Raw genomic sequence first — 22,579 nt, forward strand, 5'->3', positions numbered from 1 at the left:
CAGTTCCGCCGCATCGCAACCCGGTACGACAAGCTTGCAACCACCTTCATGGGCTTCGTAACCCTCGCCGCCATCATGCTATGGCTCAAATAGCTAAATCGTCACTACGGCCTAGAGCATTTCCCGACCTGACTGCGTCAGGCCGTGAGCTTAATCTTCTGTTTTGACGCATTTTTCTTCACGCGAACCGAAACCACTTCGCTCGAAAAATGCTGCAATTGGCGGTCGGTATGAGGGTGCCTTCCATGATGCGCCTGCGCCGGGTCGCGTTGGTCTGGCGCTCGAGCATGTCCAAGCCGCCCGAGATCACCACCAGCAGGTTGTTGAAGTCATGCGCGACGCCGCCCGTCAACTGGTCGATCGCCTCGATCTTCTGGGCTTGTCGAAGCGTCTCCTCAGACCGGTATGTCGCGCCACTTCAAATTTCCCCGCCGGTTTTCGCTGACCCGCCGCTGCGTCGTTTGGGGTCTTGGCGAGATCGAAGCCTGGCTGGCGCAGCGCAAGCACGCCGCCCAAGACCCGTCGGCCAACCCCGCCGAAGGTCCCGATGTCCGGATCCGGCGGACGCGGCCGGTGCGGCGGCCTCGATAGGCGATCCTGCCCTCGTCCCGAGCGCCCAAGTCGAACGATATTCGGCGTCGGCCCAGCGCCGCGCTGTCTCACGCGTTGTGCAATGAGACAAAAATTGGTCGGGGCGCCGAGGGCTAAGACAACCTCGGCACGTATTGCTCAGGACGAGATTGCTCTTGCAGCGTCTTGATCACCAATCGTGCAGGATCGTGAACGATGAAGCAGTTTGACCGCCGGCAGCTCCTGCGGGGCGTAGCCGTCATCGGAGGAGGCTTGGCGACGGCCAGCCTCCTCCCGACCTGGGCGCAGAGCGCGACGCCGGGCCTGGTCTCGACCCTGCCCACGGTGTCCGGGCAGGACATCAAACTGACCATCGGCCATTCCGAGGTAACGATCGATGGCAAGATGAGCCACGCGGTGACCATCAACGGCACGGTGCCCGGGCCCCTGATCCGCCTGAAGGAAGGCCAGACCGTCCGGCTCTCGGTGACCAACACCCTGGACGAGGAGACCTCGATCCACTGGCACGGGCTGCTCGTGCCGTTCCAGATGGACGGCGTGCCGGGGGTCAGCTTCCCCGGCATTCCGCCCGGCGAAACCTTCGTCTACCAATTCCCGGTCAAGCAGTCGGGCACTTACTGGTATCATAGCCATTCGGGCTTGCAGGAGGCCGAGGGCCACTACGGACCGCTCGTCATCGAGCCGGCCGAGCCCGATCCGATTGCCTATGATCGGGAGCATGTGATCGTGCTCTCCGATTTCAGCTTCATGCACCCCCATCTGATCTTTAAGCGCATGAAGCAGCAGGCCGGGGTGTTCAACTACCAGAAACAGACCCTCGCCAGCCTGATGGCCGGCAAGGACCAGACGCTCCGGGAACGGATGGACTGGGCCAAGATGCGGATGGACCCCACGGACATTTCCGACGTCACCGGCGCGGTCATGACCTTCCTGGTCAACGGCCATGGCCCGGCCGACAACTGGACCGGCCTGTTCACGCCGGGCGAGCGCGTGCGCCTGCGGTTCATCAACACCGCCGCCCAGATGATGTTCAACGTGCGGATTCCGGGGTTGAAGCTAACCGTGGTGGCGGCCGACGGCCAGACCGTGAAACCGGTCGAAGTCGACGAGTTCCAGATCGGCAACGCCGAGACCTACGACGTCATCGTCCAACCCACCGAAAACAAGGCCTTCACCTTGGTGGCCGAGGCGGTCGACCGCTCCGGCATGGCGCGCGCCACCCTGGCCCCACGGGCGGGCATGGTCGCGCCCGTTCCTCTGCTGCGCGAGCGGCCGCTGGCCACGATGAAGGACATGGGCATGGACATGGGAAACATGGACATGGGCGGCATGGACATGAGCAGCCCAGGCGCGATGCAGGGCATGGATCACGCCGCCATGGGTCACGACATGGCGGCCATGAGCCCGCCGCCTGGCATGGCCGCGCCCAAACCGCGCGGCTCGGACGCCATGGGCGACATGGGCGGCATGAAGATGTCGATGCGCGACGGCGCCAATGCGCCGCAGATCAAGCTGGGCCCAGGGGTTCAGACGATCGCGCCAATGCCGATGGATCGCACCGGGGAGCCGGGCCAGGGCCTGGAAAGCGTCGGCCATCGGGTGTTGGTTTATAAGGATCTCATCGCCCTGACGCCAAACCCGGACGTGCGCGCGCCAACCCGCGCCCTGGAAATCCGGCTGACCGGCAATATGGAACGCTTCATGTGGGGGTTCGATGGCCAGAAGTTCAGCGAAACCACCAAGCCCTACGCCTTCGAAAAGGGCGAACGGGTCAGGGTGACGCTGGTCAATGACACCATGATGGCCCACCCCATTCACCTGCACGGCCACTTCTTCGAACTGACCCACGCGCCGGTCGGCTTTGGCCCTCGAAAGCACACGGTCATCGTGCTGCCTGGAGGCAAGGTGTCCTGGGACTTCACCGCCGATCCGGGCGACTGGGCATTCCACTGCCACATGCTCTACCACATGCACGCGGGCATGTTTCAGGTGTTCAGCGTGCGGCCTCTCGAAGGAGCCGCAGCATGAAGCCCGCCGCTTTGATCAGTCTTTTGCCGTTGATGCTGGGCGCGCCCGTCCTGGCCCAAACCATGGACCATTCGATGATGCCGGGCATGCAGATGCCCGCGCCCTCGGCTAAGCCTGCAGCCAAGAACCCGCCAGCCACGAAGCCAGCCGTCAAAAAGAAAGCCGCCCGCAAGAAGGCGGCGGCGAAACCGATGACGGCCAACCCCGCCGCCAAGCCCGCCACGGACGTGATGGCAACGCCGTCGACGGCTAGCAGCGCAGCCGTGGACCCGCACGCAGGCCACGATATGGGCGCGATGACCATGCCCGCCACCTCGGCCGGCCAGGACATGGGCGCGATGCCGATGCCCGCAACCTCCGTCGACCCGCATGCGGGTCACGACATGGGCTCAATGGCCATGCCGGGGATGAGCAAGGACCAGGCCACGGGCTCGATGACTGACATGGGCGAAATTCCCGACACACCGGCGCCGCCCGCGCCCACCGACCATGCAGCCGACAAGGTTTTCGATCCCGCCGGCATGGCCAGGGCGCGCGCGCAGTTGCGCAAGGAACACGGCGGCGGCGTCACCTCCATGGTGATGGCCAACATCGCTGAATGGGCGCCGCGATCGGGCGGGGACAGCTACCGCTGGGAGGGCGAAGCCTGGTTCGGCGGCGACATCAACCGCCTGACGTTCAAATCGGAAGGTGAAGGCGTCAGTGGCGATGGGTTGGACCGCGCCGAGCTTCAAGCCCTCTATTCGCGCAGCGTCGGGCCGTACTTCAATCTCCAGGCCGGCGTACGCCATGATTTCGAGCCCAGGCCTTCGCGGACCTATGCGACGATCGGTTTCGAAGGCCTTGCGCCCTATTGGTTCGAGGTCAGCGGCGCGGCGTTCCTGTCCAACAAAGGCGACATCTCGGCGCGTTTCGAAGGCTATTACGATCAGCGCCTAACCCAGCGCCTGATCCTCCAGCCGCGCGCCGAACTCAATCTCGCCGCTTCGAACGATCGAGCGACGGGCGTCGGCTCTGGCTTGTCGGACGTCGAGCTTGGCCTGCGCCTGCGATACGAGATCCGTCGCGAGTTCGCGCCCTACATCGGCGTCACCTATGACCGCAAGTTCGGCAAGACCGCCGACTACGCGCGCGCCGGCGGCGAGGATGTCGAAGACGTCCGTCTGGTGCTCGGCCTCCGCGCCTGGTTCTAGGATTACCTCAAGGCCTCGTGGATTGGAGATTCCAATGAAACATTCCAGGTCGCTCTTGGCTGCGGCTTTGCTTCTCGCGGCCAGCGCACCGAGAGCAGCATGACCGGGACCTGTAACGGCAAGCCGGTGGACAGGCTGCCGGCTGAAACCATGGTGCTTCGGCATGGCCCCGGGGGATGGAAGATCGTTCACATCCATTGGTCCTCGCACGCCGCCAAGCCGAAATAGTTGGAAGCCGCCTCAGTGACGCCGAGGGATGGCCGGCAGCGGGCGCGTAGACGTACCGAGGATCAAATTCAAGATTGACGTCTTGGGCGTCGATCGGTTTGGGGCACCAAACAATGACCGAGAAAAAGCCTCTCGATTTCAAGCGGCACTTTCCGAGCCTGCCCTTTGTCGCGGTGGTGGCGCTGCTGGTCGGCGGAATCGTTGGGGCGGGTCTCTATGCCGGACTCTACAACATCGGCGCTGACATTCCGCACGCCAAGCCGACCTATTGGATGATCCAGAACCTTCGCGATCGCTCCATCGCCGTGCGCGCCGGAAACATCCAGGTCCCGGTCGATCTCAACGATCCCAAACGCATCGCCATCGGCGCGGGCCTCTACACCGGGATGTGCAGCGGCTGCCATCTGGGACCAGGGCTGGAAAAGACCGAGATCAGCCAGGGTCTCTACCCGCAAGCGCCCGAACTCTTCCGCACCTTGGGTCACACCCCGGCTCAGGAGTTCTGGATGATCAAGCATGGGGTGAAGATGACCGCCATGCCGGCATGGGGCCGCACGCACAGCGACGATCTGATGTGGGACATGGTGGCCTTCGTGCGGCAACTGCCCTCGATGTCTCCCGAGCAGTACCAGGCGGCCATCAAGAGCGCTCCGGAAGATCACGACGCGATGATGCGTGACATGCCTGGGATGGCGAACATGCCGATGCCGGCCGAAAAGCCATAGGTAAAGGGGCGACGCGCGGCTTCGCCCGCCGTGGCTAGCCGATTTTGCGTTCGAGAATTCTCGCGCCGCGGCGAGGGCTTCGACGACAGCGGCGCGTATCATCAGCAGCGACCGGGGCGTCGCTTCCCGGAGAACTCGTCATGACCACCAAGACCACCTCGGACCTGCTAGCGACCATCGCCGCCAGCGCCATGCTCCTGGGCGCATCCCAGGCGCTCGCCCACGCCAAGCTGGTGACCGCCAATCCCGCGCCGAACGCCACGGTCGCCGCCCCAAAGGCGCTGAACCTGAAGTTCAACGAGAAGCTGGAGCCGAAATTCTCCGGCTTCGAGGTCGCCAACGCCGCCGGCGCCGCTGTCTCCGTCAAAACCAAGGTCGCAGCGGACGGCAGGGGCCTGGACGGCGCCTTGGCCGGCCCTTTGGCGCCTGGCGCCTATAAGGTCACCTGGCACGCGGTCACGGCCGATGCGCACCGCATGAACGGCGCCTACACCTTCACGGTGCGCTAGAACCATGATCGAACTGGCCGTCGTTCTGTCGCGTCTGGTCCAGTACATCGGAGCGGCGGTTCTGTTCGGATCGCCGCTCTTTTGTCTCTATGGCCTGGCCAGCGGAGGGCTCGCGGGGACCTGGCAGCGGCGCCTCGCCCTGTTCGGCGGCGTGATCGTGGTGGTCGGATCGGCTCTGGCGCTGCTGGCCCAGACCGCGATGATGGCCGGAAGCGCGGCCGACGCCTTCGTCCCAGCCACCCTGACCATGGTCGCCACCGGCACGCAATTTGGCCTGTCGCTGGTAGTCCGCCTGGCCGCAGGTCTTGTCGCGGTCATCGTCGTCGTGACCACTCGGCCTTCACCGCCGCTCTGGTGGGCGGCTTCGGGCCTGGGCGCCGTCGCCCTTGGCAGTTTCGCCTGGAGCGGACATGGCGCCGACGGCGCCGGGGTCATTGGCGCCTTCAAGCTTCTCGCCGACATTGTTCACCTGTTGGCGGCCGGCCTCTGGCTTGGCGCCCTGGCGGCGCTGGCCGCCCTGGTCTTTGGCGCGCGGGCGACGACCGAGGCGCAGCTGCGTCAATTGCACCAAGCGCTTGAGGGGTTTTCCGGCGTTGGCTCCCTGGTGGTCGCCCTGCTGGTGCTGACCGGCTTGGTCAATGTCTGGTTTCTCGTCGGACCGAGCCGATTTGGCTCAGCGGCCTCGACGGTTTGGGGCGAGGCGCTCGTAGCCAAGATCGTCGTGTTCGGCTTGATGCTCAGCTTGGCCGCGCTCAACCGTTTCATGCTGACGCCGCGACTGCGGCGGGACATGGCGAGCGGCAGGACGAGTTCCGCGCTCGCCGCCCTGCAGCGCAGCCTGGCGCTGGAGTCCGCCGCAGGATTCACCGTGCTGGCGCTGGTGAGCTGGCTGGGTACGCTGGTCCCGCCCGCCGCGCTGTAGAAACCTTCCCATGATGGATAAGGTCTTGAAACCGAAGGCGATTTGCGAGCCGTTAGGATATCGCGCGCTAGTCTTTCGACGATCATCGGCCTTGGGCCGCGACACCGGGCGATAAGACCATGCCGCTGAACCTCAAATCCCTCACCAGTCTTAGGTTCTTCGCCGCCATGTGGGTTGTGGCCTATCATTTCTGGCCCAATCTTGGCTTGCCCATGCCCGCCGTGGTCGCCAAGGGCTATCTGGGCGTGGAGCTGTTCTTCGTGCTGTCCGGGTTCATCCTTTGCCACGTCTATCTGGAGGGCTTTGGCCAAGGCCGGTTTAACTATCGCGCGTTCCTCTGGGCGCGCTTGGCGCGGATCTATCCGGTTCACCTGGCGGTGCTGCTGGGCTTGATGCTGCTGATCGCGGCGGCCGCTCTGGTCGGGATTTCGGCCGGCGATAAAATGCTTGTCTGGTCCTCCCTGCCGGCCCAACTGACCCTCACCCAGGCTTGGGGCTTGTCGCCCCTGGGCGGTTGGAACCATCCCTCCTGGTCAATCTCGGCTGAATGGTTCGCCTATCTGACCTTCCCGATCTTCGCTTTCGTAGCCTGGCGTTTGGTCAATCGCCCAAGGATGGCCCTGGTCTTGGCGCTGGGCCTGGTCGTCGCGCTCAATATCGGTTTCCAGCACGCCGCTGGCTTCTCCCTGACGCAGGCGACCATCCTGTGGGGCGCCTTGCGGATCGTGCCTTGCTTCGCGCTCGGCTGCGCCGTCTGGCTGTCCTGGCGCGCCGATCTGATCGGCGGCAAGGTCGCGGGTCTGGGCCTTGCCCTCGTGGCACTGGTCGGCGTTGTGGCCGCAGCGCTTCTGCACGCCCCCGACTATGTCGCGGTGGCGCTGTTTGGCGCCCTGATCTTGGGCCTCGCGGCGATCTCCACCTCAGGGTCGTCCTTCCTGGCCCAGCCCCTGCTGGTCTATCTCGGCGAGGTCAGCTTCGCGGTCTACATGGTCTGCATCCCGTGGGAGTCGGTGTTCACCCAGGGACTGGGCAAGGTCTTGGCCCTAGAGGCGGAACACATGCCCATCACCCTGTGGCTGGCTCTCTATATCGGGGTCATTCCCGTGGCCATGGTGCTGCACCATGCTGTCGAGCGGCCGATGCGCACGTTGATGCGCCGCCATGGTCCGCCGTTTGGCCGCGTCGAGGCCGCGCCGGCCCCCGCACCGGCCAATGCCTGATGACGCCGATCCGCGATCAGCCTGGTTCGTTAGGGTGAGCCGCAGTGATCTGTAGCCTGCGCAAAGCGAAACCCCTTGCGTTGTAGGCTCGACATGAACAGCGGCTGACGGCCGCTCTCATCCCACGCTCAGGGGCAGGTGATCTACTGGTGACGCGCTTTAAGGCGTTTCAGCAATGGATAGGTAGATGAAAAAGCTCTTTGGTGTTCTGCTGATGGCAGCCGCAATCGGCGCTGTCTCCAGTCCCGCCCTGGCCCACCCCGACGACGATGACAACGACAACGACGCTTACAGCCAGTATCTTGGCGGCTACCAGAACTTCGACGCCCTCTATCGGCATGACATCGAAGGCATACAACACAGCTTGAGCGACGGCTCCTATAGCCGAAGCGAGGCCCGCGATTTCGTCGTGCAACTGCGCGGCATCCGCCAACGCGAAGCCTATTTCCGCTCCCGAGACGGCTGGCTGAGCCCTCAGGAGGGTCGCGACATCCAGTTACGCTTAAAACGCTTGCACGAGGTGATGCACGAGGCTCACGAGGACGGCCATATCGCGCAAGACGATTGGAACGAGAACGGTTCGGGGTATCGCCGCTACAATGGCTACAATGGCTACGATCAAGGCAGTGGCTATGGTGGCTACTATCGTCGGCACTAAGCCCGGCGGTGGGCGGACCGACGGGTCCGCCCACCGGCCCTAGGCCGGCGTCAACCGGTAACCCGCCGCCGCGACGGCGGCGCGGATGGCCTCGGAGCTCGCGTTGGTGTCGATCTCCAAGCCTTGGCCTGGCACGTCGGCGCGAACGACCGCGCCGGCGTCAACCCCCTGGACGGCTTTGGTGACGGTCGTGACGCAATGGCCGCAGGTCATGTTTTCGATGGTGTAGCGAAGCATTTGACTCTTCCTTGTTCGACTTCGCTGCAACAGATGGGGCTTCCCATCATGGCAAGGTCAAGGGGCCGCAAGCGGGAAATCACGGCTGAGGGATTGGCCTGGGCTGGCGCGTATCTTCGTGGTGCAGGACGGCCCTCCCCCGGCCGATCCGCTCCGCCAGGAGAAAAAATCAATGAAGATCTTCCTCGCCGCCGGCGCCTTGGCCCTGGCGCTCACCGGGCCTGCCCTGGCTCAAGCCGATATGAAAATGGGCGAGATGGCGGGCATGAAGCATGACGCTCCCGTCGCGGCCAAGACGGCCGATGGCCAAGGGGTAATCAAGGGCATCGACGCGGCTGGCGGCACGGTCACCCTGCAGCACCAGCCGATCCCGGCGCTGAAGTGGCCAGCCATGACCATGAAGTTCAAGGCCGCTCCCGCCCTTCTGAAGCCCTTCAAGGTCGGTCAGGCGGTCACCTTCAAGCTCAAGCCGATGGGCGCTTCGGCCGAAGTCGTGGCGATGTCTGCAAAGTAAGCTTCAAACCCGTTCGGCCGCTCATCATCGCGGCGGGCGAACGGGTCCGTTGACCTTCGCCGGCGACGAGGTCCGCGCGGGATCGACGACCTAGAGGTTGACGATTGCGGCCTTGGTCGGTTCACCGGCGGGCAGAAGGGTGAAGGCCAGGACCCAGTCGCCGGTGGTGGGCAAATCGGCTCTAAATCGCAGCAAGCCATAATCGAGCGACGGCTTGAAAAAGGCCGGAAGCCGCGCCGCGGCGCGCCCCGAGGCGGGGCTTAAGGTGGCGTTGCGCGCCGAGAGCGCGGGCATGATGCGTCCCGGCTCTACGGGGCTGACCTTCACCAGAATAGTTGTCGCCACCCAGCGAACCGGGCTCGGCGAAGCGGCCTCGAACCTGTAGTCGGCGGCCTGGACGGCGAGCGGCGCCGCGATCAGACAAACGCCCAACTGCAACACCGGCCGCCACCTCATCGAAAGCCCCGCGCCGGGGCCGGCTCGCGTCGGGGCGGTTGGCCGGAGCCAAGGTCGGCCAGGATCGGGCAGTCGGGCCGCTCGTCGCCCGCGCAGTCGCGCGACAACGCGCGCAATGTGTCGGCCATGGCCTGCATCTCCACGATCTTGGCCTCCAGGGTCTGGACATGCCCGTCCGCGATCGCTTTGACCTCGCGGCTGGGACGGACGCGGTCGCGCCACAGCGACAGCAGATGGGCGATCTCCTCGACCGAAAACCCGAGCGAACGCGCCCGACGGATAAACCGCAGCTCATTGACCTCGCGCTCGCTGAAGCTGCGATAGTTGCTGTCTGTGCGGCCAGCCGGCGTGATCAGTTTGATCTGCTCATAGTAGCGGATCATCTTGGCCGAGACCCCAGACGCCTTGGCCGCCTGCCCGATGTTCATGGGTGGGACATCCTTGGCTTGGCTGCGGGCAGAGGCGAGGTGAAGGCGCGCAGGCGCAGGGCGTTGAACAGCACGCTGACGCTGGACAAGGCCATCGCGCCGGCCGCCACCATCGGCGAGAGCGACAGGCCAAGGTCGGGCGCCAGCGCCCCCGCCGCCACCGGGATCAGGATCACATTGTAGCCAAAGGCCCAGACCAGATTCTGGCGGATGTTGCGCATGGTCGCGCGGCTGAGCGCCAGGGCGTTGACGACGCCGCGCAGGTCCCCGCCCATCAGCACGACGTCGGCGCTCTCGATGGCGATGTCGGTCCCTTGCCCCATGGCCAGGCCGACGTCGGCGCTGGCCAGGGCCGGCGCGTCGTTGACGCCATCGCCGACGAACGCCGTCGGGCCATACCGAGCGCGCAAGGCGGCGATCGCTTCGATCTTGCCCTGAGGCAGCACCTCGGCCACCACCTCGTCGATTCCCAGGATCCTGGCGACCGCGTCGGCGGTCCGCCGGTTGTCGCCGGTGATCATCGCCACCTTCAGGCCTTGGGCGTGCAGGGCGGCGATGGCGGCGGGCGCGGTGTCGCGAATGGGATCGGCCACCGCCAGGACCGCCGCCAGGCGCCCGTCGATCGCTACATAGAGCGGGCTCTCGCCGGCGTCGCCCAAACGGGCGGCTTCCTCGGCGAAGGGCTCGACGTCCAGCGCCAGGCGCAGCATGTAGCGATCCGCGCCGACCTCGACGCGGCGCCCCGCCACGATCCCTTGCGCGCCGAACCCCGGCGTCGAGGCAAAGTCACGCAACGCGCCAGGCGACACCCCTTCTGCCTTGGCCGCGCTGACGATGGCCTGAGCGATCGGATGCTCCGAGCGCGCCTCAACCGCCGCGGCCAGGCTCAAAACCTCGCCGCGGTCAAATCCGTCCGCGACGATCAGGTCGGTCAGTTCCGGACGCCCCTTGGTCAAGGTCCCGGTCTTGTCGAGCGCCACGACCTTCGCATCCTGCAGGGCCTGCAGGGCTTCGCCACGGCGGAACAGGACGCCCAGTTCGGCGGCCCTGCCGGTCCCGACCATGATCGAGGTCGGCGTGGCCAGGCCCATGGCGCACGGACAGGCGATGATCAGCACCGCCACCGCATGGACCAGCGCCAGGCCCAGGGCGGGCGGTGAGCCGAACGCCAGCCAGGCCAGGAAGGTCGCGACGGCCACGGCGATGACTGCGGGCACGAACCAGGCCGTGATCTTATCGACGAGGGCCTGGATCGGGAGTTTGGAGCCCTGCGCGGCCTGCACCATGCGCACGATCTGGGCCAGCAGGGTGTCGCCGCCGACCTTGGTGGCCTTGAACTGCAAGGCGCCGGTGGTGTTCACCGTGCCGCCGGCCACGCTCGCGCCGACCGTCTTTTCCACTGGGATCGGCTCGCCGGTAATCATCGCCTCATCGACGAACGAGATGCCTTCCTCGACGATCCCATCGACGGGGATCCGCTCGCCGGGACGGATCAGCACCAGGTCGCCGGGGACGACCTCGCCGATCGCGATCTCGACCGCCTGCCCGTCGCGTTCGACCCGCGCGGTCTTGGCTTGCAGGGTCATCAATCGCTTGATGGCCTGGCTCGTCGCGCCCTTGGCCCGGGCTTCGAACCAGCGCCCCACCAGGATCAAGGTGACGATGACGGCCGCGGCCTCGTAATAGACGCCGTCCGTGCCGGCCGGCAGCGCGCCGGGCGCGAAGGTGGCGACCAGCGAATAGGCGAAGGCGGCGCTCGCGCCGAGCACGACCAGGCTGTTCATGTCGGGTGTCAGGCGCAGCAGATTTGGAACGCCCTTGCGATAGAAGCGCAGGCCAGGCCCGAACAGGACGACGCCGGCCAGCATCAGGCTGATGAGCCTCCAGGCCTGTTCACCGAGCGTCGCGGCCAACAGATGGTGGGCCCCGGGAATGAAGTGACGGGCCATCTCGACCAGGAAGAGCGGCGAGGTGGTCACGGCGGCGATCACGACCGCACGCTTGAGGTAGGCGACCTCCGCCCCGCGCGCCTGGGCCTCCTCGTCGACGGCGTCGGCGCCGGCTTCTTGCGCCAGGCTTGCCGCGTACCCCGCCTCGGCGACCGCTCTGATCAGCGCGTCGGGATCAAGCGTTCCGCGCGCGCCGCTGACGCTGGCTCGCTCGGTGGCCAGATTGACCACGGCGCGCTCGACGCCAGCGACCTTGAGCATGGCTTTTTCGACACGCGAGACGCAGGACGCGCAGGTCATGCCGTCGATGCGAAGTTCGATCGTCTGCGGGGCGAGATCATAACCGGCCTGGCGGATCGCCGCGCCGATTGCGAGGGGATCGCCGCCTTCGACATGGACGCGTTGCGTCGCGAGATTGACGGTGGCGGCGCGCACGCCCGGCGTCGCCAAGACCGCCTGTTCGACCCGACGCACGCACGACGCGCAGGTCATTCCGAGCACGGGCAGGTCGAGTGTCTTGAGAATTTGGTCGGGCATCGGCGTTCTCCTCCTGTCGATGCCCGGCCTTTTGCGGCTTCCCATCATGGGAAGGTCAAGGCTTTGTCGGCGGTCTCGTCGGAAAATACGCGCGGACCCAAGCCTTCCCCTCATCGGAAGGTTTTCGCCTGACACAGAGACATTTCGCGAAACAAATGATGAGTCACGTCAATTTCAAGCCGTCATCGTTACAATGATTGGAACGTTGCTTGACCACACACCAATCTGAAAGACGCAACGAATACGCGTGACTGCTGTTCTAGTCGGGCGACGAGCGTCACTTCTGGCGCGCAAGGTCGTCAACAATCTGAAGGACAATAGAGATGCGCAAGATTTTGATCGCGGTGTGCGCAGTGAGCCTGATGAGCGCCGCCGGCGTCACGGGCGCTTCGGCTCAGTCCATGGCCGGGCACGACATGAAGGGCATGGACATGTCCAAGAGCGACATGAAGGGCCACGCCCAGATGGGCCGTGACGCCCTGAAGATGGACGAGATGCGAATGAGCAAGGCGATGATGGCGGCCAAGGCCTCCGACTTCGACGTGCTGTGGGCAAGGAAGATGATCGCACACCACCAAGGGGCCATCGATATGAGCCAATCGCTGCTCAAGCACGGCGGCGACGCAGACGCCAAACGCCTGGCGCAGATGACGATCGACGAGAACACCAAAGCCAAAGCCGATCTGGAGGCCTTTATTCGCAAGCACGGCGGCTAGAGCATTTCCCGACCTGACTGCGTCAGGCCGTGAGCTCTAATCTTCTGTTTTGACGCATTTTTCTTCACGCGAACCGGAACCACTTCGCTCGAAAAATGCTCTAGCGCCGCAGCTGGCGAAAACCGGCGTCGACGCGCTTGGCGTCGCGCGTCGTTTTCGCGCGCGGTCCATACTTGCGGGATAAAGGGGTTCTGCCGCGTATAGTCAGCGGGACACCTCCGGGGGCAAAGGACCGAACATGACTTTGAACATCGAGGATCTCATCGAGCGGCTGGCGGCCCAGCCGCTCGACCGTTCGTTGGAGGGTCTGGAATGGGACGTGGCGCGCGGCATCGCGCGCCGGAGCGCAGACCTGAAGACCGGAGCCGCCTTGGCGCCCGTCCGCGTCGCCTCGATCGGTCTGGCCCTGGCGATCGGCGTCACCGCCGGCGGCCTGGCGGCAGCCAGCACGGTGTCGGCTCCACAGCAGCTCAGCACCTTCTCGGTCTCGGCCCACCTCGCGCCATCGACGCTGATCGAGGGCTCCCGGTGAGCATCACTCGCGGCATCGTCCTGACGCTGGTGCTATCGACCCTGGCCGCCGCGATCGGCGCTTGGGGCGGTGGACAATATGTCGTTCGCCGTATGCAACACGCCACGCCACTGCACCAGATGGTGCACGAGAAGCTCGATCTGACCCCTGACCAGGAGCAGCGCATCGACCGGTTGGAGCGGCAGTACGCGGCAAGGCGCAAGGCGCTGGAAGCCGAGATGCGGGCCGCCAACGTCGAGTTGGCCCAAGCCATCCAGGAACAGCACAGCTATACGCCCAAGGTCCAGGCGGCGATCGATCGCTTCCACATGGCGATGGGCGCGTTGCAGAAGGAAAGCATCCAGCATGTGATCGCCATGCGCGCGTTGCTGACGCCGCAGCAAGCCGCGCGTTTCGACGATACGGTCGTCAAGAACCTCACCGAACAGGCGCAGTGACCGGAGGCGATCCAACCGATGAGGCGCTCGCGGCCCTTGCCGGGAGGGGGGACGAGCGCGCGTTCTCGCAACTGGTGGTTCGCCACAAGGAGAGCCTCTATCGACTGCTTCGCCGCTATACCGGTGACCGCGACGAGGCCTATGAGGCCGTCCATGAAACCTTCATCGCCGCCTGGGCCGCGCTAGGCCGATATGACGCGGCGAGGGCGTTCGGTCCCTGGCTTCGAACCATCGCCATCAACAAGGCCCGCGATCGCGGTCGGCGGATGGCCGTTCGCCGCTTCTTCTTCGGCGGCGGCGAGGACGATCTGGCCTCGGCGGTGGACCCGGGCTTGGCGGCCGACGATACACTGCAGCAACGCCAAGTGATGGAGCTGCTTGACCAGGCGGTGGCCCGGCTTCCCGAGGCCCTGAAGGCGCCGCTGCTGCTGACTGCCTTCGAGGGTCTGTCCCAACACGAGGCCGCCGCGATCCTCGGCGTCTCAGCCAAGTCGATCGAGACGCGGGTCTATCGCGCCCGCAAGGCGCTGGCCATGAGCCTCGACCCCGCTGTCCTCCGCATCGACGCCTAGTTTTTGAATGAGCACTGAGATGACCCGCGCCGAGGGGCCCAAGCTCATCGAAACCTGGTCTTCGCCTTCATCTACAATCAAGCGGGTGTCCCTATCGCGGCGGGCGCGCTCTATCCCATGTTCGGCTGGCTGCTTTCGCCGCAGATCGCCGCAGCGGCCACGGCCCTGTCGTCCGTCAGCGTGATCAGCAACGCCCTGCGGCTTCGAGTCGTGAAACTCTGAGCCGTCGTGGACAGGGTCAGGGCTCCGGGCGCAAACCCGCCAGGGTGACGGCGACGAGCCGTTGAACTGCGACTTTGGACGCAAGACGACTGGCGGCGGTCAGGGCGTGCAGGCAATAGATCGCTATTTAATCCGGCGCGACGTCGTCACGCAGCGCCGCTCCTCGCGCTTTCGATCCCCGACTACACCCGCGGCTTAGCCAACACGACGAACCAAGCGTGGTTGAGGACACCTTCGTCGAGAATCTCAAAGCCTGCGGCGGTCGCCAATCGCCGCCAGCCGGCCTTGGAGGTCAGAAGCAGCGACAGCACGTTGGCCACCGCGAACATTGACCAGCCTGGTGTCCAGACCGCCATCAAGAAACGGCCGCCCGGCTTGAGCACCCGGAGCGTTTCAGAGAGCGCGCGCGCCTTCTCGCGCCCCAAATGATCGTAGACGTGGGTGCTGACCGCGGCATCGAACGTAGCGTCGCCAAACGGCATCGCCGTCAGGTCGCCGATCTCAACCGCGACCTTGTCCAACAGGCCAGCCAAGCCCAGGTTCCTATCCAGCAAGGCACGACCCCCGTCGTCGATATAGGCCGCATCGAAACGATCCAGGCCGATCACCCGCCCAGCCTTCAATACGCGAGCCAGGGCGATGCTGGTGCGGCCGCTGCCGCAGCCGGCGTCCAGGACAAGGTCGTGGTCTCCCGAAAGAAGATCGACCATCGGCAGCACGACCTGATCGAGGCGCCGGAACCCTCTCATGATGGTGTTGCCCGCCACTAGCAGCACGGCCATCCCGACCAGCAAGAACGCGACCGGCCACAATCCCGGTAGGGTCAGGATCGCCAGGATCGCGCCAGCCAAGCAGACCAGGGCCGCGATGGCTAAGCCGTTCATCCAGCCCGGCCCCCAACCGAAATCAAAGGTCTCATCGCGCGGGGCGCTGGCCTTGCGGCGCGTCCAGCGACGCAGAAGGTCTCGCCCGCCGGACACGTAGAGCGAGGAGGCCAGCACCAGACCCCCGATCACGTGGAAGCCCGCCAGCAGAAGCAGGGAGCGGGAAATCACGGCAAGCGAGGGCGCGTAGAGAAAGAGGCCCGCGCCGGCGGCAACGCCTACCACGCCCATGATCCACATATGGCTATGGGCCGAGCGGCGGGAACGAGATGTATGGTGAGGCATGGCCTGGCTTTCCTGAGCTGCGATCGAAGGGGCGGTTGGCTGGGCCTTGCCGCGCCCGCCGCCGTCGCTAACCTCTAGCGGCCCGCGGCGAGCCTCCGCCCGGACAAGACCAGGGAGGCGTCCGGTTTCCGGACGAAGGGCCGCAGATGTCCGCCAACGCCAAAACTTCAATCGACCTGGCCGACAGCCGTCCCGTGCAGCGCACCAAAGCCGCGTTGTTCGACACCTTCCTTGGCCTGGTGCTGACCCGCCGCTACGACCGCATCACCGTGGCCGATATCATCGGCCCAGCCGGGATCGGCCGCTCGACCTTCTATGAACACTACCGATGCAAGGATGACCTGCTGAAGGAGGGCCTGGCGGGTCCGTTCGGCGTCCTAGCCGACACGGTTCTGGCCGGTCACGCCGACGATCCGCGCCTGGAGGAGACCCTGGCCCATTTCTGGGAGAACCGCCGGACTGGCAATGTCCTGTTCGCTGGCGCAACGAGGACCCTATTGACTCGCGCCTTGGCCGACCTGCTCGAACGGAGACTAGCGACGCGGCGCATTTTGTCATCGCTTCCGCCCGCCTTGCTGGCCGCCCAGATGGCGGGCGGCCAGATAGCGCTCCTCACCGCCTGGCTGTCGGGCTTGGCCCCTGCCAACCCGAAGTCGATCGCCGACGCGCTGCGCGCCTCCGCCAGAGCCGCTGTCCTAGACCTCCCTTGATCTCCCCTGGAGGCCACTCGGTCCGCAAAGCTGTCGATTGCCATATCCCCTCCTAGGGGATAGGACTCACCCGCCATGGCCCATGTCGTTCACGAAACCCATCCCGAGATCATCAATCGTCTCAAGCGCGCCGAAGGGCACCTGCGCAAGACGATCGCTATGATCGAGGCGGGCCGCACCTGCCTGGACCTGGCCCAGCAGCTGCACGCCATCGAAAAGGCCGTCGCCGCCGCCAAGAAGACCCTGATCCACGATCACATCGACCATTGTCTGGCTCACGCCGCCGTGGACGAGCCGCGCGACGCGGCCGCGGCGATGAACGAGCTCAAAACCATCACCAAATACCTCTGAGGCGCCGATGACTTCCCTCGCCGATCTTCTCGCTCAAGGCGCGGGGCACGCCTGGCTGTTCATTCCCTCGGCTCTGCTGTTGGGGGCGCTTCACGGCCTCGAGCCGGGCCACTCCAAGACGATGATGGCCGCCTTCATCGTCGCTGTACGGGGCACGGTGTGGCAGGCGATCCTGCTGGGCCTGTCGGCGACCGCCTCCCATACCCTGATCGTCTGGGTGATCGGTCTGGCGGGCCTCTATTTCGGGCGCAATCTGGATCTCGACACCGCCGAGCCCTGGTTCCAGCTGGCCTCGGCGGCGATCATTATCGCCGTGGCCCTATGGATGGTCTGGCGCACCTGGCGCGAAGGCCAGACGCAGGCCAACGAACATGACCATGACGACCACGACGATCACGGCGATGAGGACGAGGTCCGGCGGATCGACACCGGCCATGGTCTGGTCGCCTTGGCAATCTTCGAGGATGGCGCGCCACCCCGCTTCAGGGTCACCACCGAGCGCGGCCACGCACCGCGCGCCAGCGAACTGACCGTCACCACCACGCGCCCGGACGGCGCGGTGCAAACCTTCGCCTTCGTCGACAAGGGCGCCTTCCTGGAATCGTCCGATGCGATCCCCGAGCCGCATGCCTTCGAGGCGCGACTGTCGATCGCCCACGGCTCGCATGGCCACGACTTCGATGTCGTCTTCGCCGAGCATGACCACGGGCACGGGCACGGGCACGGGCACGACCATGGCCATGATCACGGCGGCCTGGACGTTTCGGACCCCGGTTACCAGGACGCCCACGAGCGTGCTCACGCCAACGACATCAAGAAGCGCTTCGCCGGCCGCGACGTGACCACGGGCCAGATCATCCTGTTCGGCCTCACCGGCGGCCTGATCCCCTGTCCGGCCGCGATCACGGTGCTGCTGCTGTGCCTGCAGCTCAAGCAGGTCGCTCTGGGGGCCACGCTGGTGCTGTGTTTCTCGATTGGCTTGGCCGTCACCATGGTCACCGTTGGGGTCGTGGCCGCCATCGGGGTGCGTCACGCCGAGAAGCGTTTCGCCGGATCGTTCGCGACCTTCGCCCGCCGGGCGCCCTACGCGTCAGGCGGGCTGATCACCATCGTCGGCCTGATCCTCGCCACTCAGGCGGTTCGCGCCATTTTCGCCTGACCCGGTGCCCTGCGGAACGATACGTCGGCCTGTGCTGCACAAGCCGACGCCGGGGCCGCGCACGAAAGTCGCGTGAGCGCGCGGGTGGGCGCCCTCGGCTGCGTAGAATCCAGCGTGAGGTTTAACGCTTGCCGCCTCGTGTGAAACGCACCGGGCCCGATCGTCGCCTTGGTTGCGGCGTGAGGTCGCCCGAACAATCCAGCGGGGATCGCCGCCTGGCGCGTTGAGCAAGCATCGACAGAGTGGAGATTTGCCGTGGTTCGACACTTGGCCCTCGATGACCCCGGTTTCCAGGCCGCTTTCGCCGCGCTGGTCGAGGAGCGTAGACAGACCTCACCGACCGTCGAAGCCAGGGTTTAAGAGATTCTCGGCCAGGTTCGGACCGAAGGCTTGCCGGCGCTGCTTCGCATCTCCCAACAACTCGACGGCGCGCGGATCGACGGCGCCGATCTTCGGGTCAGCGCCGAGGAAATCGCCGCCGGCGCGACCCAGTGCTCCCAGGAAGTCCGCGACGCCCTGGACCCGACCGCCCGCCGGATCGGCGACTATCACGCACGCCAGAGGCCGGCCGACGCCTGATTCAAGGACGAGGCCGGATTGGAACTGGGCTGGCGATGGACACCGCTTGACGCGGTCGGGATCTACGTACCCGGCGGGCGTGCGGCCTATCCGTCCAGCCTGCTGATGAACGCCGTCCCCGCCAAGATCGCCGGCGTTTCGCGCATCGCCATGACCACGCCGCCGGGCCACCTGTCGACGGCCGTGCTGGCGGCCGCGCAGATCGTCGGCGTTTCAGAGATCTGGCGCGTCGGCGGCGCCCAGGCCGTGGCCGCCTGTACGAGCCTGGGTGCCAGTCTCCTGACCGCGCCGCCTCCCCCGCCACGGCCGAAGGCGTGCCGCCGTCCGACATGCCCGCCCTGCAGGTCGCCCGCGCCGAACGCGAGGCCGCCAGCCGCCAGGCCAGCGTCGGGCGTCGCCGCGCCGGTCCCGACGTCACCGCCTCGTTCGGCGTCCGCCGTCTGAATGGCGACGACGCCACCACCGTGATGGCCAGCATGTCGGCGCCGTTCCCCTGTTCGACCAGAACCGCGACAATGTCGCCGCCGCTTCCGCCCGCGCCAACGCCGCCTCCGCCCGGTTCGAGGACACGCGCCTGCGGGCCGAAGCCGACTGGCGCTCGGCCCGCGCCCAGGCCGACGCCGCCGTCGGCCGCGTCGTCGCATAGAAACAGTCCGAGGCCGCCGCCCAGGAGGCCTATCGTCTCGGCCGCCTCGGCTACGAGTCCGGCAAGACCCCCCTCGTCGAGGTCCTGAGCGCCTAGCGCGCGCTGACCGACGCTCGCCGCACCACCCTTGATGCGCGTGTGGCGCGGGTTCGCGCCCAGGCCACCCTGGCCCGTCTGACCGGCCGCGCCTCCTTCGGAGAATAGGTCCATGGCAACCCCTTCCGCAGCCAGCCCGCGCGCCCTCATGCTTGGTGTCGCCGCCGTCGCCCTCCTCGGGGCCGGCTATGGTCTGGCCAAGCTGACCACCAAGCCGGCGCCAGCGCCGTAAGCCGCCGCCGCCGCCGCGCCCGAAGGCGCACCGTCCGAGGTCAAGGTCGAGGCGTCCTACCTCAAGGTCTCCAACATCAGCCTGCAGACCGTTACCGCCGGCGATTTCGGCGGCCAGGTCCAGGGCTCGGGCAGCGTGGTCGCCTCTCTCGGCGGCGAGGCGGTGTTGACCGCTCACGCCGCCGGCACGGTGGTGCGCGTCTTCAGGCGCTTGGGCGAACCGGCGCGGGCCGGCGAGACCCTGGCCCTGGTCGAGGGCCGCGAGACGGCGCTGGCCACGTCCATCCTCGCCCGCAGAAGCGCCTGTTCGAACAAGGCGTCACCGCCCGCCAGGATTACGAGACCGCCAAGGCCGAAGCCGAGGCGGCCGCAGCGTGGCGGTCGTCAGCCCGATCGGCGGCAAGATCACCGCAGCCACGGCCACCCTGGGCGCCTTCGTCTAGCTTGAAAGCGAGCTCTTCCGCGTCGCCGATGCGCGTGAGGTTCAGATCGAGGTGGCGGTGAGCCCGCAGGACGCCGCCCGCATCTTCCCAGGGGCAGTCGCCAGCGTGCGCAACGCCGCCGGTGTGGAGGTCGCCGCAACGGTCCGCTCCGTAACGCCGACCCTGAACCCCGAAACGCGCTCGGCAACGGTCGTGTTGTCAGGCGCCGGTGCGGGCTTGGTTCCTGGCGAAGCAGTACAGGCCCGGATCACCGCGAGAGGGTCTGGCCAGCCCGGCTTCATCCTGCCGGAAGAAGCCGTGCAATCACTCAAAGGCAGGGATGTGGTGTTCGTTCGCACCTCCACCGGCTTTGCGGTTCGTCCGGTCGTGGCGTCCACCCGCAGCGGTGGCCAGGCGCTGGTCGTCTCGGGCCTGAAGGTCGGCGAGCGCGTCGCCGCGCGCTACGCCTTCCTGCTGAAGGCCGAGATCGCCAAGGGCGATGAGGAAGAATGATCGACCGCATTCTCGCCTTTTCGGTCCGCGCACGATGGCTGGTCCTCGTGCTCGTCGCCATCATCTCGGCGTTCGGGGCCTGGCAGCTCTTCAAGCTGCCAATCGACGTCATCTCCGACATCACCAACAAGCAGGTGCAGATCAATACCGTCATTCCAAGGCTGGGACCGGTCGAGGTTGAAAAGCGCGTTACCTTCCAGATCAAGACCGCCTTGTCAGGCTTGGCCGGCGTGGAGAGCACCCGTTCGTTCTCGCGCAACGGCTTTAGTCAGGTGACAGCGGTCTTCAAGGAAAGCACCGACCTCTATTTCATGCACCAGCAGGCCTCCGAACGCCTAGAGCATTTCCCGACCTGACTGCGTCAGGCCGTGAGCTCTAATCTTCTGTTTTGACGAATTTTTTCTTCACGCGAACCGGAACCACTTCGCTCGAAAAATGCTCTAGCGCAGGCGCGGCCCAGCCTTCCGGATGGCGCCGAGCCGCGGATGGGCCCGGTCTCCACCGGCCTTGGCGAGATTGTCCACTACGCCGTCGACTTCAAGGACCCTGACGGCAAGGCTGGCAAAGCGACGGCGCGTTTCTAACCGAGGACGGCGAGCGTCTGACCGACGAGACCGCACGCCTGGCTTACCTGCGGACCGTGCAGGACTGGATCGTGCGTCCGCAGTTGCGCACCGTGCCCGGCGTCGCCGACGTCGACTCCCCGGGCGGCTACGTGAAGCAGTACGTGGTCGAGCCCGACCCGGCCAAGTTGACCGCCTATGGCATTTCCTACGGCGAGCTAGGCGAGGCGCTTGAAAAGGCCAACCTCTCGGTCGGCGCCGATTTCATCCAACGTTCGGGCGAGTCCTACATGGTGCGCGGCGACGCCCGCATCCGTTCGGCCGACGAGATCTTGCGCGCCGTCATCGCCACGGTGGCGCGCAACCTGACCGGGGGCGCGCTGTTGGTGATCGCCATTCTGTTCTTAATGCTAGGCAACTGGCGCGCGGCCCTGATCGCTACCCAGGTGATCCCGCTGTCGCTCCTCTTCAGCGCCAGCGGCATGAACGTCTTCAAGATCTCCGGCAACCTGATGAGCCTGGGGGCGCTGGACTTTGGCCTGATCATCGACGGCGCGGTCACCATCGTCGACAACACGCTGCGTCGCATGGCCGAGCGTCAGCAGCATGAGGGCAGGATCCTGAACCTGCAGGAGCGGTTGGAAGTTGCGCTGCGCTCGACCCAGGAAATGGTTTGTCCGACCGTCTACGGCCAGATCGTCATCCTCTTGGTCTTCCTGCCCTGCCTGACTTTCCAGGGCGTCGAGGGCAAGATGTTCTCGCCGATGGTCATTACCCTGATGCTGGCCCTGGCCTAGGCCTTCGTGCTGTCGCTGATCTTTGTGCCGGCGATGACGGCGCTGATGATCCACGGTCATATCTCGGAAAAGGAAGTTCCCGCCGTCGCCAAGACCAAGGAGGCCTACAACCCGTGGCTTTATCGCGCGGTCGCTCGTCCGTGGCCGTTCATCGGTGCGGCGGTCGGCGTCTTCGTTCTGTGCATGGTGGCGTTCAACTTCGTCGGACGCGAGTTCATGCCCATGCTCGACGAGCAGAACTTGAACCTGTCCTCGGTGCGCATTCTTTCAACCTCGATCGATAAGTCCGGAGAGCTGGACCTGCTGATCGAACGGGCGATGCTGACCCTGCCAGAGGTGAAGACCGTCTACTCGAAGGCCGGCACCGCCAGTCTCGCGGCCGACCCCATGCCCCCGAACGCCTCGGACAACTACGTCATTCTCAAGCCGAAAAAGGACTGGCCCGATGGCGTGAAGACCAAGGAGCAGGTGATCCAGCGGATTCGCAAGGCCACCGACCCGGTCGTCGGCAACTTCCATGACGCCACCCAGCCTATCGAGATGCGCTTCAATGAGCTGATCGGCGGGGTCCGTTCCGATGTGGCGGTCAAGCTCTATGGCGAGGACCTGGGGCAGATGACCGCGACGGCCGACCAGATCGTCAAGGTGCTGCGCTGCGTGCCGGGCGCT

Annotated in this window: 25 protein-coding genes and 3 pseudogenes; 21 read left to right on the top strand and 7 right to left on the bottom strand. The window is 65.8% G+C overall.

All coding sequences use genetic code 11. From position 1 onward, the window contains the following. Nucleotides 1-93: pseudogene (locus ACP694_RS18690) on the top strand (IS5/IS1182 family transposase); the annotation flags it as partial. An 85-nt stretch (nt 94-178) separates the two neighbouring features. Here the strand turns inward: ACP694_RS18690 and ACP694_RS18695 are convergent. Further along, on the bottom strand, nt 179-352 hold the full coding sequence (locus ACP694_RS18695; RefSeq protein WP_426014967.1) for a hypothetical protein: 174 nt from the start codon (nt 350-352) through the stop codon (nt 179-181). A gap of 53 nt (nt 353-405) precedes the next feature. On the opposite strand from ACP694_RS18695, the gene ACP694_RS18700 reads away from it, so the two are divergent. From ACP694_RS18700 to ACP694_RS18735, 8 genes are all read left to right on the top strand, one after another. Beyond that, the gene (locus tag ACP694_RS18700; protein ID WP_426014968.1) at nt 406-591 is read left to right on the top strand and encodes a helix-turn-helix transcriptional regulator; all 186 of its coding nucleotides are present in this window, start codon (nt 406-408) and stop codon (nt 589-591) included. A 195-nt stretch (nt 592-786) separates the two neighbouring features. Continuing rightward, complete coding sequence (locus ACP694_RS18705) at nt 787-2,619, top strand: copper resistance system multicopper oxidase (RefSeq protein ID WP_426014970.1); 1,833 nt, start codon at nt 787-789, stop codon at nt 2,617-2,619. Beyond that, nucleotides 2,616-3,812, top strand: a complete 1,197-nt coding sequence (locus ACP694_RS18710; RefSeq protein WP_426014972.1) for a copper resistance protein B — start codon at nt 2,616-2,618, stop codon at nt 3,810-3,812. The genes ACP694_RS18705 and ACP694_RS18710 overlap by 4 nt, the downstream gene beginning before the upstream one ends. Before the next feature lie 341 nt (nt 3,813-4,153). Continuing rightward, nucleotides 4,154-4,765 carry a c-type cytochrome gene (locus ACP694_RS18715; RefSeq protein ID WP_426014974.1) on the top strand — a complete coding sequence of 204 codons (612 nt, stop codon included), beginning with the start codon at nt 4,154-4,156 and terminating at the stop codon, nt 4,763-4,765. 140 nt (nt 4,766-4,905) lie between these two features. Beyond that, nucleotides 4,906-5,274, top strand: coding sequence for a copper homeostasis periplasmic binding protein CopC (copC, locus tag ACP694_RS18720; RefSeq protein ID WP_426014976.1), 369 nt, complete (start codon nt 4,906-4,908; stop codon nt 5,272-5,274). 4 nt (nt 5,275-5,278) lie between these two features. Next, entirely contained in the window at nt 5,279-6,196 is a 918-nt protein-coding gene (copD, locus tag ACP694_RS18725; RefSeq protein WP_426014978.1) for a copper homeostasis membrane protein CopD, read from the top strand. Between the two features lie 119 nt (nt 6,197-6,315). Then, nucleotides 6,316-7,416: an acyltransferase family protein gene (locus ACP694_RS18730; RefSeq protein WP_426014979.1), complete on the top strand. Its 1,101-nt coding sequence runs from the start codon at nt 6,316-6,318 to the stop codon at nt 7,414-7,416. Nucleotides 7,417-7,603: 187 nt separating this feature from the next. After that, complete coding sequence (locus tag ACP694_RS18735) at nt 7,604-8,074, top strand: hypothetical protein (RefSeq protein WP_426014980.1); 471 nt, start codon at nt 7,604-7,606, stop codon at nt 8,072-8,074. Between the two features lie 39 nt (nt 8,075-8,113). Here the strand turns inward: ACP694_RS18735 and ACP694_RS18740 are convergent, their stop codons facing one another. Further along, nucleotides 8,114-8,311 (bottom strand): heavy-metal-associated domain-containing protein, encoded by a 198-nt coding sequence (locus ACP694_RS18740; RefSeq protein WP_426014982.1) that lies wholly within the window; start codon nt 8,309-8,311, stop codon nt 8,114-8,116. A gap of 172 nt (nt 8,312-8,483) precedes the next feature. Here ACP694_RS18740 and ACP694_RS18745 point away from each other — a divergent pair, with 172 nt between their 5' ends. Then, a complete protein-coding gene (locus ACP694_RS18745; protein WP_426014984.1) occupies nt 8,484-8,825 on the top strand; it encodes a copper-binding protein in 342 nt (113 codons plus the stop codon). A 90-nt stretch (nt 8,826-8,915) separates the two neighbouring features. Here the strand turns inward: ACP694_RS18745 and ACP694_RS18750 are convergent, their stop codons facing one another. Genes ACP694_RS18750 through ACP694_RS18760 form a run of 3 tightly spaced genes read right to left on the bottom strand, consistent with a single transcriptional unit; the run spans nt 8,916 to nt 12,195 of the window. Further along, nucleotides 8,916-9,281 (bottom strand): hypothetical protein, encoded by a 366-nt coding sequence (locus ACP694_RS18750; RefSeq protein ID WP_426014986.1) that lies wholly within the window; start codon nt 9,279-9,281, stop codon nt 8,916-8,918. After that, entirely contained in the window at nt 9,278-9,709 is a 432-nt protein-coding gene (cueR, locus tag ACP694_RS18755; protein ID WP_426014987.1) for a Cu(I)-responsive transcriptional regulator, read from the bottom strand. Before cueR ends, ACP694_RS18750 begins: the two co-directional genes overlap by 4 nt. Next, nucleotides 9,706-12,195 (bottom strand): heavy metal translocating P-type ATPase, encoded by a 2,490-nt coding sequence (locus ACP694_RS18760; RefSeq protein ID WP_426014989.1) that lies wholly within the window; start codon nt 12,193-12,195, stop codon nt 9,706-9,708. The genes cueR and ACP694_RS18760 overlap by 4 nt, the downstream gene beginning before the upstream one ends. 323 nt (nt 12,196-12,518) lie before the next feature. Between ACP694_RS18760 and ACP694_RS18765 the strand changes: the two genes are divergently transcribed. The 4 genes from ACP694_RS18765 to ACP694_RS18780 all read left to right on the top strand — a co-directional run bounded on the left by ACP694_RS18765 (nt 12,519) and on the right by ACP694_RS18780 (nt 14,452). Next, the gene (locus tag ACP694_RS18765) at nt 12,519-12,911 is read left to right on the top strand and encodes a DUF305 domain-containing protein (protein WP_426014990.1); all 393 of its coding nucleotides are present in this window, start codon (nt 12,519-12,521) and stop codon (nt 12,909-12,911) included. Nucleotides 12,912-13,149: 238 nt separating this feature from the next. Then, nucleotides 13,150-13,443: a hypothetical protein gene (locus tag ACP694_RS18770; protein ID WP_426014991.1), complete on the top strand. Its 294-nt coding sequence runs from the start codon at nt 13,150-13,152 to the stop codon at nt 13,441-13,443. Then, a complete protein-coding gene (locus tag ACP694_RS18775) occupies nt 13,440-13,880 on the top strand; it encodes a Spy/CpxP family protein refolding chaperone (RefSeq protein ID WP_426014993.1) in 441 nt (146 codons plus the stop codon). Before ACP694_RS18770 ends, ACP694_RS18775 begins: the two co-directional genes overlap by 4 nt. Further along, the gene (locus ACP694_RS18780; RefSeq protein ID WP_426014995.1) at nt 13,877-14,452 is read left to right on the top strand and encodes an RNA polymerase sigma factor; all 576 of its coding nucleotides are present in this window, start codon (nt 13,877-13,879) and stop codon (nt 14,450-14,452) included. The genes ACP694_RS18775 and ACP694_RS18780 overlap by 4 nt, the downstream gene beginning before the upstream one ends. Before the next feature lie 404 nt (nt 14,453-14,856). Here ACP694_RS18780 and ACP694_RS18785 read toward each other — a convergent pair whose 3' ends face one another. Beyond that, nucleotides 14,857-15,798, bottom strand: coding sequence for a class I SAM-dependent methyltransferase (locus ACP694_RS18785; protein WP_426014997.1), 942 nt, complete (start codon nt 15,796-15,798; stop codon nt 14,857-14,859). Nucleotides 15,799-15,989: 191 nt separating this feature from the next. Between ACP694_RS18785 and ACP694_RS18790 the strand changes: the two genes are divergently transcribed. The 4 genes and pseudogenes from ACP694_RS18790 to ACP694_RS18805 all read left to right on the top strand — a co-directional run. Continuing rightward, on the top strand, nt 15,990-16,553 hold the full coding sequence (locus tag ACP694_RS18790) for a TetR/AcrR family transcriptional regulator (protein WP_426014998.1): 564 nt from the start codon (nt 15,990-15,992) through the stop codon (nt 16,551-16,553). A gap of 75 nt (nt 16,554-16,628) precedes the next feature. Beyond that, on the top strand, nt 16,629-16,904 hold the full coding sequence (locus ACP694_RS18795; protein ID WP_426015000.1) for a metal-sensing transcriptional repressor: 276 nt from the start codon (nt 16,629-16,631) through the stop codon (nt 16,902-16,904). A gap of 7 nt (nt 16,905-16,911) precedes the next feature. Beyond that, on the top strand, nt 16,912-18,063 hold the full coding sequence (locus ACP694_RS18800; protein ID WP_426015002.1) for a nickel/cobalt efflux transporter: 1,152 nt from the start codon (nt 16,912-16,914) through the stop codon (nt 18,061-18,063). A gap of 363 nt (nt 18,064-18,426) precedes the next feature. Further along, nucleotides 18,427-18,897, top strand: a pseudogene (locus tag ACP694_RS18805) (histidinol dehydrogenase); the annotation flags it as partial. Between the two features lie 892 nt (nt 18,898-19,789). Here ACP694_RS18805 and ACP694_RS18810 read toward each other — a convergent pair. Further along, nucleotides 19,790-19,930, bottom strand: coding sequence for a hypothetical protein (locus ACP694_RS18810; RefSeq protein ID WP_426015003.1), 141 nt, complete (start codon nt 19,928-19,930; stop codon nt 19,790-19,792). Nucleotides 19,931-20,115: 185 nt separating this feature from the next. On the opposite strand from ACP694_RS18810, the gene ACP694_RS18815 reads away from it, so the two are divergent. The 3 genes and pseudogenes from ACP694_RS18815 to ACP694_RS18825 all read left to right on the top strand — a co-directional run. Continuing rightward, nucleotides 20,116-20,550, top strand: coding sequence for a hypothetical protein (locus tag ACP694_RS18815; protein WP_426015005.1), 435 nt, complete (start codon nt 20,116-20,118; stop codon nt 20,548-20,550). Beyond that, complete coding sequence (locus ACP694_RS18820; RefSeq protein WP_426015007.1) at nt 20,547-20,906, top strand: efflux RND transporter permease subunit; 360 nt, start codon at nt 20,547-20,549, stop codon at nt 20,904-20,906. Before ACP694_RS18815 ends, ACP694_RS18820 begins: the two co-directional genes overlap by 4 nt. Before the next feature lie 299 nt (nt 20,907-21,205). Then, nucleotides 21,206-22,573: pseudogene (locus ACP694_RS18825) on the top strand (efflux RND transporter permease subunit); the annotation flags it as partial. Nucleotides 22,574-22,579 lie beyond the last annotated feature (6 nt).

Origin of the sequence: Caulobacter sp. DWR2-3-1b2 (assembly GCF_049896345.1) — a bacterium.
Lineage (GTDB): Bacteria > Pseudomonadota > Alphaproteobacteria > Caulobacterales > Caulobacteraceae > Caulobacter.

Coding starts and splice junctions, on each gene's coding strand:
- ACP694_RS18700 (WP_426014968.1), top strand. CDS start 406: ATGTCGCGCCACTTCAAATTTCCCCGCCGGTTTTCGCTGACCCGCCGC.
- ACP694_RS18705 (WP_426014970.1), top strand. CDS start 787: ATGAAGCAGTTTGACCGCCGGCAGCTCCTGCGGGGCGTAGCCGTCATC.
- ACP694_RS18710 (WP_426014972.1), top strand. CDS start 2,616: ATGAAGCCCGCCGCTTTGATCAGTCTTTTGCCGTTGATGCTGGGCGCG.
- ACP694_RS18715 (WP_426014974.1), top strand. CDS start 4,154: ATGACCGAGAAAAAGCCTCTCGATTTCAAGCGGCACTTTCCGAGCCTG.
- copC (WP_426014976.1), top strand. CDS start 4,906: ATGACCACCAAGACCACCTCGGACCTGCTAGCGACCATCGCCGCCAGC.
- copD (WP_426014978.1), top strand. CDS start 5,279: ATGATCGAACTGGCCGTCGTTCTGTCGCGTCTGGTCCAGTACATCGGA.
- ACP694_RS18730 (WP_426014979.1), top strand. CDS start 6,316: ATGCCGCTGAACCTCAAATCCCTCACCAGTCTTAGGTTCTTCGCCGCC.
- ACP694_RS18735 (WP_426014980.1), top strand. CDS start 7,604: ATGAAAAAGCTCTTTGGTGTTCTGCTGATGGCAGCCGCAATCGGCGCT.
- ACP694_RS18740 (WP_426014982.1), bottom strand. CDS start 8,311: ATGCTTCGCTACACCATCGAAAACATGACCTGCGGCCATTGCGTCACG.
- ACP694_RS18745 (WP_426014984.1), top strand. CDS start 8,484: ATGAAGATCTTCCTCGCCGCCGGCGCCTTGGCCCTGGCGCTCACCGGG.
- ACP694_RS18750 (WP_426014986.1), bottom strand. CDS start 9,281: ATGAGGTGGCGGCCGGTGTTGCAGTTGGGCGTTTGTCTGATCGCGGCG.
- cueR (WP_426014987.1), bottom strand. CDS start 9,709: ATGAACATCGGGCAGGCGGCCAAGGCGTCTGGGGTCTCGGCCAAGATG.
- ACP694_RS18760 (WP_426014989.1), bottom strand. CDS start 12,195: ATGCCCGACCAAATTCTCAAGACACTCGACCTGCCCGTGCTCGGAATG.
- ACP694_RS18765 (WP_426014990.1), top strand. CDS start 12,519: ATGCGCAAGATTTTGATCGCGGTGTGCGCAGTGAGCCTGATGAGCGCC.
- ACP694_RS18770 (WP_426014991.1), top strand. CDS start 13,150: ATGACTTTGAACATCGAGGATCTCATCGAGCGGCTGGCGGCCCAGCCG.
- ACP694_RS18785 (WP_426014997.1), bottom strand. CDS start 15,798: ATGTGGATCATGGGCGTGGTAGGCGTTGCCGCCGGCGCGGGCCTCTTT.
- ACP694_RS18790 (WP_426014998.1), top strand. CDS start 15,990: ATGTCCGCCAACGCCAAAACTTCAATCGACCTGGCCGACAGCCGTCCC.
- ACP694_RS18795 (WP_426015000.1), top strand. CDS start 16,629: ATGGCCCATGTCGTTCACGAAACCCATCCCGAGATCATCAATCGTCTC.
- ACP694_RS18800 (WP_426015002.1), top strand. CDS start 16,912: ATGACTTCCCTCGCCGATCTTCTCGCTCAAGGCGCGGGGCACGCCTGG.
- ACP694_RS18820 (WP_426015007.1), top strand. CDS start 20,547: ATGATCGACCGCATTCTCGCCTTTTCGGTCCGCGCACGATGGCTGGTC.